This is a genomic window from Rhodoplanes sp. Z2-YC6860 (assembly GCF_001579845.1).
In the GTDB taxonomy this organism is placed as follows: domain Bacteria; phylum Pseudomonadota; class Alphaproteobacteria; order Rhizobiales; family Xanthobacteraceae; genus Z2-YC6860.
In genome coordinates, this window is the sequence record NZ_CP007440.1 from 2,490,756 (window position 1) to 2,502,376 (window position 11,621).

The 11,621-nt window shown below is 65.0% G+C and carries 10 protein-coding genes; 3 read left to right on the forward strand and 7 right to left on the reverse strand.

Annotated elements, in window-relative coordinates; translation table 11 throughout:
• Nucleotides 1–275: 275 nt before the first annotated feature.
• Entirely contained in the window at nucleotides 276–1,064 is a 789-nt protein-coding gene (locus RHPLAN_RS11675; protein ID WP_237180117.1) for a lanthanide ABC transporter ATP-binding protein PedB/LutE, read from the reverse strand.
• A gap of 138 nt (nucleotides 1,065–1,202) precedes the next feature.
• Between RHPLAN_RS11675 and RHPLAN_RS11680 the strand changes: the two genes are divergently transcribed.
• From RHPLAN_RS11680 to RHPLAN_RS11690, 3 genes are all read left to right on the forward strand, one after another.
• Complete coding sequence (locus tag RHPLAN_RS11680; RefSeq protein WP_068017660.1) at nucleotides 1,203–2,171, forward strand: PQQ-dependent catabolism-associated beta-propeller protein; 969 nt, start codon at nucleotides 1,203–1,205, stop codon at nucleotides 2,169–2,171.
• 223 nt (nucleotides 2,172–2,394) lie between these two features.
• Nucleotides 2,395–3,567 (forward strand): type 1 periplasmic-binding domain-containing protein, encoded by a 1,173-nt coding sequence (locus RHPLAN_RS11685; protein ID WP_068017665.1) that lies wholly within the window; start codon nucleotides 2,395–2,397, stop codon nucleotides 3,565–3,567.
• 5 nt (nucleotides 3,568–3,572) lie between these two features.
• Nucleotides 3,573–4,388: a lanthanide ABC transporter permease protein PedC gene (locus RHPLAN_RS11690; protein ID WP_068017668.1), complete on the forward strand. Its 816-nt coding sequence runs from the start codon at nucleotides 3,573–3,575 to the stop codon at nucleotides 4,386–4,388.
• On the opposite strand, the gene RHPLAN_RS11695 is transcribed toward RHPLAN_RS11690, so the two are convergent.
• The 6 genes from RHPLAN_RS11695 to RHPLAN_RS11720 form a co-directional block, all read right to left on the reverse strand.
• The gene (locus RHPLAN_RS11695) at nucleotides 4,370–5,107 is read right to left on the reverse strand and encodes an ABC transporter ATP-binding protein (RefSeq protein ID WP_068017671.1); all 738 of its coding nucleotides are present in this window, start codon (nucleotides 5,105–5,107) and stop codon (nucleotides 4,370–4,372) included. The two genes, RHPLAN_RS11690 and RHPLAN_RS11695, sit on opposite strands and share 19 nt — an antisense overlap.
• Nucleotides 5,076–5,816, reverse strand: a complete 741-nt coding sequence (locus tag RHPLAN_RS11700) for an ABC transporter permease (protein WP_068017674.1) — start codon at nucleotides 5,814–5,816, stop codon at nucleotides 5,076–5,078. The genes RHPLAN_RS11695 and RHPLAN_RS11700 overlap by 32 nt, the downstream gene beginning before the upstream one ends.
• A 3-nt stretch (nucleotides 5,817–5,819) precedes the next feature.
• Nucleotides 5,820–6,794, reverse strand: a complete 975-nt coding sequence (locus RHPLAN_RS11705) for an ABC transporter substrate-binding protein (protein ID WP_068017678.1) — start codon at nucleotides 6,792–6,794, stop codon at nucleotides 5,820–5,822.
• 107 nt (nucleotides 6,795–6,901) lie between these two features.
• Nucleotides 6,902–9,415 (reverse strand): TonB-dependent receptor, encoded by a 2,514-nt coding sequence (locus RHPLAN_RS11710; RefSeq protein WP_237180118.1) that lies wholly within the window; start codon nucleotides 9,413–9,415, stop codon nucleotides 6,902–6,904.
• Between the two features lie 113 nt (nucleotides 9,416–9,528).
• Nucleotides 9,529–10,164: a response regulator gene (locus RHPLAN_RS11715; protein WP_068017681.1), complete on the reverse strand. Its 636-nt coding sequence runs from the start codon at nucleotides 10,162–10,164 to the stop codon at nucleotides 9,529–9,531.
• Nucleotides 10,161–11,618: an ATP-binding protein gene (locus RHPLAN_RS11720; protein ID WP_068017684.1), complete on the reverse strand. Its 1,458-nt coding sequence runs from the start codon at nucleotides 11,616–11,618 to the stop codon at nucleotides 10,161–10,163. The genes RHPLAN_RS11715 and RHPLAN_RS11720 overlap by 4 nt, the downstream gene beginning before the upstream one ends.
• Nucleotides 11,619–11,621 lie beyond the last annotated feature (3 nt).

Genomic DNA, 11,621 nt, shown 5'->3' on the forward strand with positions numbered 1-11,621 from the left:
GAAAGCCCAGCCGGTCCGATCGAATCTCGAACGGTGGCCTCGCAATAAATCGCCACAAGTGGAGCGCCGGGAGGCGTGCGGACCTGATCGCAAAGGTCCGCGGGCGCCCTCGCAAAGCGCCCTGTTGCACGCGCCGTCTCGGCGCTCCGCGCCCTCACTCTGTGAGGGGAAGGAAAAGAGAGAGGCGCTGGCCCCGCGCCTGCTTTGAAGGGGCCGATGAATCACGTCCGCACGAATGCCGGGGAGATTGTCAAATCAATCTGAACGATCCTGCTTCAGGCTGGCTTCCGGCCCGTTCCTGTCATTGCCAGGAACGCCTGCTCGATGGTCGCGGTGCCGGCTTTTGCCATGAGGTCTGCCGGCGTGCTGTCGGCCAGCACCTTGCCGCGATGCAGAACGATCACACGGTCGGCGTCGGTGACTTCGTCGCAGAGGTGCGTCGCCCAGAGCACCGCCACGCCGCGCTCGGCGCGCATGGTGAGGAGGAGCTTCAGAAGCTCGCTGCGGCTGGCCGGGTCGAGGCCGACGGTGGCCTCGTCCATCAACAGCACGCTCGGATCATGCAGCAGCGCCCGCGCGAGCTCCACCCGCCGCCGGTTGCCGCCGCTCAATTGTGCGGTCTTGTCGTGGGCGCGCTCGGTGAGTCCGAGTCGGGCAAGCTCCTTGGCGATGCGCTCCTGTGCGACGGCGCGCGGAATGCCGTGGAGGCCGGCGTGGAACAGAAGATTTGCGGTGATCGTGAGTTCGAGATCGAGCGTCGGCTGCTGGAACACGATGCCGAGCCGCGCCAACGCCGGCACCGGATCGCGCGCCATGTCGTGGCCCATCACCTCGATGCGGCCGGAATCAGCCACGAACAGTCCGGAGAGCAGCTGGAAGAGCGTCGATTTGCCGGCGCCGTTCGGTCCCAGCAGCGCGATGAATTCGCCGGGACGCGCCGCAAGGCTTACGCCGTCAACCGCGCGGATTGGACCGTAGGTCTTGACCACATTGTCCAGCAGCAGAACGGTATCGGTGCTGGCTGCGCGGCTTGCTTGAGTTTCCCCACCCATGCCGCGCAACATAACGGCTTCGCCGGAATAAACCAGCAGTCCGCTTGCAGGGCTCGCAGGCGCGGGCGTACCGTTGCCGCCTTGTCATTGTCGGGACGAACTGCCGTGGATTGTTGCCGTGCTTGCCGTAGCCGTCGAAAGGACGGCGTCGTGTTGTTCGCCTATGCACTGGTGCTGCTGTTCGCAGCCGTGGCGCCTTGCGCTGCGAAGGACACCGGGCTGATTTTCGTCAGCAACGAGAAATCGAACAACATCATCGTGCTCGATCCAAAGACGCACGCGGTCGTGAAGGACATCAAGACCTCGCGGCGGCCGCGCGACATGCATTTCGACGCCGCCCACGAGAAGCTTTACGTCGCCTGCGGCGACGACGACGTGATCGAGATCATCGATGTGGCCAAGCTCGCGGTGATCGGTAAGCTTGCGACCGGCTCGAGCCCCGAGACGTTTGCGATCGATGAGGCCAAGCGCCGGATCTACGTCGCGAACGAGGAAGCCTCGTCGCTCTCCGTCATCGACATGGATCAGAACATCATCGTCCAGGAGGTGCCGACCGGCGCCGAGCCCGAGGGCGTCGCGATCGGCAAGGACGGCAAGCTGCTCTATGTGACGTCCGAGGTCGGCGACCTGGTGCACGAGATCGACGCGGCCGACGGTCACGTGACGCGCGACGTCGTGGTCGGCACCCGTCCGCGCCGTTTTGCGGCGACGCCGGACGGCAAGCAGCTCTGGGTCACGACGGAACTGTCGGGTGAGGTCTACATCATCGATCTGGCGTCGTTCACGGTGGCCGGCAAGATTGAGTTCCTGCCGCCGGGCATGCGCAAGAGCGACGTGACGCCGGTCGGCCTTGCGATGACCAAGGACGGCAAGACGGCCTACGTCACGCTCGGCCATGCCGCGCATGTCGCCGTGGTCGACGTGCCGTCACGCGCGGTGCAGAGCTACATGCTGGTCGGCAAGCGCTCCTGGGGCATCACCATGTCGCGGGACGAGAAGCTTCTGTATGTCGCGAACGGCTTCGGCGACGACATCACCATCATCGACGCCAGAAGCCGGAAGCCGATCGTGTCGATTCCCGTCGGACGCGTGCCTTGGGGCGTGGTCGTCGATGATTAGGGTGGTGCTGCATATCATCGAGGCCACGCGGACACTCTATCACCGTCACCCTGAGGTGCGAGCGAAGCGAGCCTCGAAGGGCGACGGCCCGATTAGATCGGGGCCGCATCCTTCGAGGCCCGCCTTCGGCGGGCACCTCAGGGTGACGGGTCGAGAGCGTGCTCGTTTCGATATCAAAAAGTCGTGCGCATTTCGAACCATCGCGGCCGTTGCGCTGGCATGGTTGCTCGGCCTTGCCGCTCCGAGCTTTGCCCAGAACGCACCCGCCCAAACCGACGCCCGCCAGAAGTTGACCATCGGCTACGTCGAGATCGAGGGCGATTCGCGCTACGAACCGATCATGGCCGAGCGGCTGGTGCTCAAGGCCCGCGAGCATCCGTTCGACGGCGCACGCATCGGGCTCGACGACGCGAAGATCCTGGCGCGCGTTCTGAAGATCGATTTCGACCTGGAGCGCATCACCGTGAAATCGAGCGCCGAGGTCGCGCCGGCGGTGCAGCAGGCCGAGACGCGCAACATCCGGTTTTTCCTGATCGATGCGCCGGCCGAGGCGTTCAAGCCGCTCGCCAGCACCATGCGCGGCCATGACGTGCTGCTGTTCAACGTTACGGCGCCGGACGACACGTTGCGCCGTGATCTTTGCGCGCGCGAGTTCGTCCACGTGCTGCCAAGCCAGTCCATGATCGCGGACGGCCTCGTCCAGTATCTGGCCTCGCGGAAGTGGACCAATTTTCTGGTGCTGCAAGGCCCGAAGCCGGGCGATGCGCTCGCCGCCAAGGCGTTCGAGGCCTCGGCCCAGAAATTCGGCGCCAGGATCGTCGCCAACAAGCCGTTCAAGCCCGGCACCGATCCGCGCGAGCGCGAGCTCAACAACCCGGCGCTGCTGAGCGCCATCAGCCGCGACTATGACGTGGCGTTTGTCGCCGACGAGGACTTCGATTTCGTCCGCCAGGTGCCATTCCATCTGGTCAAGCCGCGTCCGATCGTGGGCGCCATCGATCTCGAGCCGCTGGCCTGGCACTGGACCTGGGATCACAACGGTGCGCCGCAGGTCAACGCGCGCTTCGCCAAGCTCGCCAAGCGCAACATGGAAGGCGCCGATTGGGCCGCCTGGATGGCGGTGAAGATGGTGGTGCAGGCGGCGCTGCGGACGAAGTCCGCCGACTTCAAGACGCAACGCGATTTCATTCTGAGCAGCGCGGCGGCCTTCGACGGCGACAAGGGCCTCGCCATGAGCATCCGGCCCTGGGACCATCAGCTCCGGCAGGCCATTCTGCTGGCGACACCTTATTATGTGACCGCGAGCGCTCCGGTGGAGGGCTTCCTGCACCAGACCAATGTGCTCGACACGCTGGGCGACGACGAGCCGCAGTCGCCGTGCCATTTGAACAGGTAGCCACCATGCAGCTTGCCCACACAGTCCGCGCGCTCCGCGCCGTCACCATGCGGGAGATTTTCAAATTCGTGCAGCAGCGCGGGCGTCTGCTCTCGGCGCTGGTGCGGCCGCTGATGTGGCTCGCGGTGTTCGCGGCCGGCTTCTACAACGTGTTCGGCGTCTCGATCATTCCGCCGTACAAGACCTACATCACCTACCAAGTTTATATCGTGCCGGGGCTGCTCGGCATCATCCTCTTGTTCCACGGCATGCAGTCGTCGCTGTCGATGGTCTATGACCGCGAGATGGGGGTGATGCGGCTGCTGCTTACCGCGCCGCTGCCGCGCTGGGTGCTGCTGGTGTGCAAGCTCGTCGCGGGCTGCGCGCTCTCGGTCATCACCTGCTACGTGTTCATGCTGGTCTGCATTCCGTTCGGCGTGACCTTCGACTGGACCGGCTGGCTTTACGTGCTGCCGGCGCTGATCGCCGCGGGTTTGATGCTCGGCTCGCTCTGGCTGTTCCTCTCGGTGCACATCAAGCAGCTCGAGAACTTCGCCGGCGCCATGAATTTCGTGATGTTCCCGATGTTCTTTTTCTCCTCGGCGCTTTATCCGTTGTGGAAGCTTCGCGAGGGCGGCTCCGAGGCGATCTACTGGGTGTCGATGATCAACCCTTTCACCCACGCCGTGGAGATGATCCGCTTCGCGCTCTATGGCATGTTCGAACCGGTCGCCACGCTGGTGGTGGTCGTCTCGACCGTGATCTTCTTCATGCTCGCGGTCTACGGCTACGATCCGCAGCGCGGCATGATGCGTCGCGGCGGTCAGCCGGCCCCGGCCTGATGGAGTCGCTGCTGGATCTCTTCACGAACTGCCGCAACCTCGGATGTGCTGCGCTTGCTGCGCGGCTTCGTGATCGGCACTTCGGCAACGACGCGGCAGGGGCTTGCCGACAACAGGAACACCCGATCGGCCAGGTTGATCGCTTCATCGATGTCGTGGGTGACGAGCAGCGCCGTCACCGGATTGCGAGACACGAGATCGGCGAGCGCCTGAACGAGCTGCGCCGCAAGCGCGCTGTCGAGCGACACGAACGGCTCGTCGAGCAGCAGGAGATCGGGCTCGACCGCGAAGGCGCGCGCCATGGCGACGCGGCGCGCGAGACCGAGCGACAACTCGCCGGGGAAGTTGTTGCGATGGGTCGCGAGCCCCAGCGAGGCGAACAGCGCATCGAGCGCGGCGTCCGACGCCTCGGGTGCCGCCAGCCGCACATTGTTCTCGACGGTGCGCCAGGGCAAAAGCCGCGGCTCCTGGAACATCATGCCGAGCCGGCCGTGATGCGGCAGCCGCACGGTGCCGTCGTAGTCGGCATCGAGGCCCGCGATGATGCGCAGCACCGTGGTCTTGCCGCAGCCCGAGGGCCCGAGCAGCGCGCCAACCTCGCCATAGCCCAGGCGAAGCTTGAATCCGGCCAGCACATCGCGCCGGCCGCCGAGGGCTGCGCCGAATGCCTTGTGCGCGATTTCGACCTCAAGCTGGGCCGGGACGCCAGCGGGCGGCATGTCGTTCAAGCGGCTGCACCAGAAGGGTTTCGATCGCGAGCATCACGGCAACGAAGGCCAGAGCATAGGCCAGGATGCGGGTCACGTCGAACAGTTGGAAGGCGACGCCGATCTCGAAGCCCACTCCATTGGGGCGGCCGAGAAGCTCGACGATCAGCACGATCTTCCAGACCAGCGACAGCCCGGAGCGGGCCGCGGCTGCGATATAGGGCGCGAGCTGCGGCATGATCACGTGGCGAAAGCGCACCCATGCGCTCATCCGGAACACCGACGCCATCTCGTCGAACTGCCGGTCGAGCGAGCGGGCGCCTTCGCGCACCGTCACGGTGACCAGCGGCAGCTTGTTCAGCGCCACCGCCGCGACCGCGGCTGCTTCGGTGAGGCCGGCCCAGACATAAGCCAGCACGATGATCACCAGCGCCGGAAGATTGAGCAGCACCACGAGCCAGGGATCGCCGATGCGGTCGGCGGTGCGCGAACGGCCCATGATCAGGCCGAACGCGGTGCCGAGCGCCATGGCGATCGTGAAGGAGGCGGCGACGCGCGCCAGCGTCGCCGCGAGATTCAGCGCCAGCGCGCCCGATCGCGCCTCGGCCACGAGCGCAAGGCCCACCGTCTCCGGCGCCGGCAGGAGCCTGCCGCCTGCGACCTGCGAGCCTGCGTACCAGACTGCGATCAGGAGCCCGAGCGAAAGGAGCCGAAGCCACACGCCTTATTCCCCACCATTTGGGCGGTAGAAGGTGCCGGGATCGAGCGCCTTGGCCGGCCCGACCAGGTCGGCGCCGCCGATCTCGGCGAGCACCAGATAGAGCGCCGCCGCGTCGCTGGCTTCTTCGCTCGCGGTCCGCTGCGGGATGCCTTCGAGATAGCGCTTGCGGTAGATCGCAAGTGTCGCGGCATCACTCGTGCCGATGCGTGGTGCGAGCCGTTGCCATTCGGCGTCCGAACTTGCCAGAATTGTCTTCGCTTCGTGCGTGACCTGCAGGAAGCGGTCGATTGTGCCGCGGTTGCGTGCAGCCCACGTCTCGTCGAACACATAGCCGACGATCGAGATGGCGCCCTTGGCGCCGAACTGCTTCATCACGTCGTCCATGGCGATGGCGCGGCGAAAGCCCTTGCTTTCGAGCTCGGCGCAGAAATTCCAGAACGTCAGCGTCGCGTCCTGCTCGCCTTGGATGGCTTTCTGCGTAAGCAGCGGCGGCGTGCCATAGATCAGCGTCGCGTCCTTCTTGAGATCGAGGCCGGAGCGCCGCGCCAGCGCCTGCAACAGGAGCCAGCTCTTGTCGATCGGGCCGCCGGCCACCGCGAGCTTCTTGCCCTTGAGATCGGCGATGCTCTGGATCGGCGAAGCCGCCGGCACCATCACGGCGCCGACCGTGCTCGAATAGGGATGGAACGTCAGCGTGCCGCCGAGCCCGCGCTCGCGTGCGACCCAGAGCCAGTCTGACAGGATCAGGTCGGCCGAGCCGCCCTTGAGCGCGATCTTACCGGCTTCCGTGCTGGCAAGTTCCGTAATTTCCAGGTCGAGGTCGGCTTTGCGGTCGAGGCCTTGGCTCTTGATGACATCGAGCTCCCAGGCCAGCGTGCCGGTCCTCTGCGCGGCAATACGAATCCGATCGGCAGCTTGTGCGCCGGTCGAGGCAAAAAGTAACAAAGCCGCCAGCAGCAGGCGCAGTTGGAATGTCATTGCAAAGTCCCGACGCAGTCAGGCGGCAACCCTAGAGCATTGGGTGTACCGGTGAAAACCGCCCATTCGGCGGTCCTGACCGTGCGGGATTGCGATGCTGCGGTTGCTCAGAGCTTGATTTTCATTCCTGCATAGATCGAGAGCGGCTGGCCGGGCGTCAGCGTGCGCTGGTCGGTGAGCGCCGTCGAGATGGCGTTCCGGACCGACGAGGGATCGAAATAGGTGCCGTAGGGGTAGTAGGTCTTGTTGAACAGGTTGTTGACCAGCCCGAACAGCCGCACGTTCGGCGACAGGTCGTAGGATGTGTGCAGGTTGGCCACCCAGTAGCTCGAAAGCTTTTCGTTCTGGTTGGCATCGTCGCCGACGAAATACTGGCTGCCCACCACGATCACATCCGCGCCGACCTTCCACTTGGGCGTGACCAGGTATTCGGCTCCCGCTTTGAATTGGTGCTGCGGAATGCCCGGAATTTTCTTGCCCGGTGTGACGTGCACATTGCCGTCTGCGTCAGCCAAAGGGTTGTTGGGCGAGGGGAGGTCGCCGTCAAACTGATAGGTCGCGTCGATGTAGCTGTAGCTGGCATAGGCGAACCACTTCTTCGAGCGGTATTCGGCGTTGGCCTCCAAGCCCTGCCGGCGAGTGGCATCGACGTTCTGGAACACGCCGCGGCCCTGGATCGGGCTTGCCACATTGACGATGTCGTTCTTGATGTCGGTGCGGAACAGCCCGACCTTCCATTCAAAGACGCCGCCGCGAAGCGGGCTCTGGCCGCGCAGCCCGGTCTCGTAGGTCTGCGATGTCACCTGCCGCAGCGGCGGATCCGAGACCAGGAAGCCTTCGAGGAGGCAGGGCTTGTTGGGGTTGGAGCAGCCGAGTTCGAGCGGCGTCGGCGCGCGGTTCGCCTCCGAATAGCCGCCATAGACCGTGACCCATGGATTGATCTTGTAGGCCAGCCCCACCATCGGATTGAGCTTGGTGAAGGTGTACCCGCCGTTGAGATCGGGGCTGGTGCCGAGAAGATCGGCGGTGCTGATCTTGGCGACGTTCAGCCGCGCGCCGGCGTTCAGCGACAGGTTCTTGGTGATGTCGAACACGTCGGTGGTGTAGAGGCCGTAGTAGGTGCTGTGTGCCTTGAGGCTGACCGGAGCGTAGCCGATGTTGCCCGCAGTGTGGATGATCTGTCCGGTGCCGGGAATGATCGAGTTCGGGCCGACGGACAAGTCCGGAAAAATGTAACCCAGTTCGCTGGCCGCGCCGAAGTCGACGCTGCTGTGGTCGATGCTGCCTCCGAACGAAAAGTTGTTGCCGTGGCCGAGCAGCTTGGCGGTGCTCGACGCCTCGGCCGAGGCGCCGATCGTGGTGGCGTCCGTCGAAGTGCGGTCGATGGTGCCATAAGGCACGCCGCGACACGGATTGACGCCGCCGACGGGCGGACAAGGAATCGCGGCATTATTGGCCGTGAGGATCTGGCGCTGCGCCGCCGAAGCGCCGGGCGCCGAGTCATCGTTGAGGCACAGCACGTTGCCGAGGACGCCGCCGCATCGTTCGATATCGCCGTCGTTGCCGTCGACATGGCGCTGCCGGAAATGACGGGCATAGAGATTGGTTTGCAGCGTCCAGTCGTCGGTGGCATTCACCTTGCCGTTCAGCGCAATGAGCTGCACATCGTTCCGCGTGGTCTGCGGCCATGTGTAGATCGCCTGCTTGTCCTTGTTCAGCAGTTGGATCGGCGTCGGCCCGACGACGCCGAAGGAGTTGTGGCCGACCTGGCCGATCAGATGGACCTCGGCGCGATCGCCTTTCCATCCAAGATCGCCGTAGAAACGCTGGACGTCCGCGGGCGATTGGTACCGCCAGCCGTTGTCCTTGGCGCCTTGGACGGCGAGGTAGAGGCCGACGCCGTTCTTCTGCCCGCCATACTGGGCGCCGCCGGAAACCCGGCCATATGAGCCACCCATGCCTTCGACCTCGGTGCCGTTATAGGTGAAGCCATTCTTCATCTGGACATTGACCGCGCCGCCGAGCGCGTTCAGGCCGAACGTCGGATTGTTGGTCCACATGTCGACGCGGTTAATCGCGTTGGTCGGGATCAGGTCCCAATTGACCGTGTCGCCGAAAGCCTCGTTGACGCGGACGCCACTCATATAGACGGCGAGGCCTTGCGGCGTGCCCTGCAGCGGCGAAGCGGCGAAGCCGCGATAGCGCAGGTCCTGGGTGAAGCCGTTGCCCTGAACGTCGGTGACGGAGACGCCCGGCACGCGTTGCATCAGCGTGTCGGTGATCGACGGAGAATTGGTGCGTTCGAAATCCTCAGCGGTGAGCGTCTGGGTGTTGGCCGCGATCTTGTCGCGGTCGATGCCGCCACCTTCGGTCGTGCTCGGCGCCGGGGCGGGTGCGGCGGGCGCCTGCGTCGTGGTTTGCACAGGCGCGTTCGAGGCCCGGCGGATTCGTGCCGTCGAGCCGCTGAGCGGCGAGGGCGCGATCACGTCGATCTTGGGAAGAAACACCGACTCCTGGCTCTGGGCGGCATCGGACCAGACGGTTACGGCCAAGCCGAGCCCCGCCGCAAGCCACACGCGGCCGATCCCGGCCGACCGCCAATTGACACACCGCCCCAGCACTCCGCCCCCAACAAGCTGTTCTTGTTGGGGAATTGTCCTCCGTTTGAAGGCCGCGAGTCCCGGGCACTTTTGCCAAATCGACCCGGGAACATTTGGCAACGGTGGAAAATCTGTCAGGCGGACGGGGCGAGGAGCTGCACTGCCGTGCGGATCAACTCGGGCAGGTTCTTGGCGCCGAGCTTCTGCCGAAGCTGCGCGCAGAGGTTGACCACGGTCTTGTAGCTGACGTTCAACGTTTCGGCGATGCCGCCATAAGGCTTGCCTTGGGCGAGCAGTGCCAGCACCTCCATCTCGCGCGGCGTCAGGTCCTTGAGCGGGCTGCCGCCGGAGCCGGTGCCGACGAGGGCCACCTGCATGGCCAGTTCATTGCTGAGGTGGGGCGTGCCGGCGCGTACCTTTTCGAAGGCCTCGACGAACTCCTCCGACGAGGTGTCCTTGATCACATAGCCGGTGGCGCCGGCCTCGAGCGCGCGCGCCACGATGGTCGGGTCGCTGTGCATGCTGAATACGAGAATCCGCGCCCGCGCGTTGCGCGACTTGATCCGGCGGATGAGCGCGAGCCCGCCGAGGCCTTTGCCCTGCATGGCGAGATCGATGACCACCACGTCGGGCTTGTTACGGCAATAGCTGCGATACCCCGACACGGCGTCGCGGGCCTCGAGCACGGTCTCGACGCGCGCGTCTTCCAGGATGCGGCGGCAGCCTTGCAGCACGATCGGGTGATCGTCGATGATCAGAACGCTGGTCACGATTGGCCGTCGCGCTCCTGATCCGCATGCGCAAGCGGGATGCGGACGCCCACGGCAGTGCCGCGTCCGCTCTCGCTTTCGATGACGCATGTGCCGCCCAGCGCCTCGACGCGCTCCTGCATGCCGAGCCGGCCGAAGCCGAGCGGCTGCGACGGATCGATGCCGCGGCCGTCGTCGCGGATGGTCAGCGAAAGCGCGTCGGCTGTCGCCGCGACCTGGACGTCGACGCTTTTGGCGCCGGCGTGTTTCATCGCGTTGGTCAGGCTTTCCTGGACGCAACGATAGACGGTGAGGTCGATGGAATCGCCGTAGCCGCTTTTGAGGCCGGTTTCGGAAAACGAGAACTTGAGCTGCGGATGCTGCCGGGCGCGTTCACGAATGAGCTCTGACAGCACGTTTTCCAGCGGCACATGGCCGAGCGCCATGGGGCGCAGGCGGTTCAAAAGATTCCGGTTGGTCGCCTGCATATGCTCGATCAGTGTCTGCATCTCGCTCAGGCGGTTCTTGGCAGCGTCGCTGGTCTTGCCGACTGAAGTCATGGCGGAACTGACCATCGCTTTCAGTCCGAACAGGCTCGGCCCGACTTCGTCGTGAAGTTCGAGTGCAATGTTGCGGCGCTCGTCGTCCTGCACCGTGATGAGCCGGCGATTGAGCGTGCGGTTTTCCGCCTGCAAGCCGTTCAGCGCCTCAGCCAGAGCGTTGAAGCGCGCCGTGATCGTGGCGAATTCGGCGGCTTCAGGCGGCGGCAGCCGGACCTCGTAATTGCGGCGCTCGAGGTCTGCAAGGCCCGAGGCCAGCCGCGCCACCGGTTCCAGCACGCGGCCGAACAGGAGATAAAGGAGTCCAATGCCTGCGGCGTTGAGCGTGAGCGCGATCAACCCCAGCGCCGCGGTGTGTTCCCAGGCCTCGGCGATTTCGTCTTTCGGCTCGCCGGTGACGATCACCGAGCCGATCCGGCGGCCTTTGATCTGGACGGGAAATTCATGCCGCTCCACCGGCACCGCCATCAGCGCCGCAAACCAGGCCGGCGCGTCGGGGCGTTCATCGCCACGGGCGCCATCCGCGGGCTCGTTGAGTCTCACGACATTGCCTGCGAGATCATGCACGGCGATCCGGACATGGCGCAGAAACCGAAGCTGCAGCGGCAGATTTTGCAGGATGCGCTCGGCCGGCACATCCTCCTGCATCTGGATGCTTTCCTGCACCAGCAGATCGGCAAGCTTCATCGACGAGGCGACTTCGACCTGCACCGAGGTCCGGGTCTGGAAGATGATGACGCCGCAGGCCGCGACGGCCGCAATCAGATCGATCAGCAGGATCGTGATCAGGAGTTGGGCGCGGACCGAGCGCCGCCGCCACAAAAGATCGCCAAGTGCGATGCGCGGACGCGACGCATTCGCGGCCGTGCCGATGGGCGCGGCTGGGGCAATGGCGATGCCGTTGTCGACGCTCATGCG

Bases quoted from the DNA above. Each gene is read 5' to 3' on its own strand.
- RHPLAN_RS11720 (WP_068017684.1), bottom strand. From the start codon at position 11,618: ATGAGCGTCGACAACGGCATCGCCATTGCCCCAGCCGCGCCCATCGGC.
- RHPLAN_RS11705 (WP_068017678.1), bottom strand. From the start codon at position 6,794: ATGACATTCCAACTGCGCCTGCTGCTGGCGGCTTTGTTACTTTTTGCC.
- RHPLAN_RS11695 (WP_068017671.1), bottom strand. From the start codon at position 5,107: ATGCCGCCCGCTGGCGTCCCGGCCCAGCTTGAGGTCGAAATCGCGCAC.
- RHPLAN_RS11675 (WP_237180117.1), bottom strand. From the start codon at position 1,064: ATGTTGCGCGGCATGGGTGGGGAAACTCAAGCAAGCCGCGCAGCCAGC.
- RHPLAN_RS11690 (WP_068017668.1), top strand. From the start codon at position 3,573: ATGCAGCTTGCCCACACAGTCCGCGCGCTCCGCGCCGTCACCATGCGG.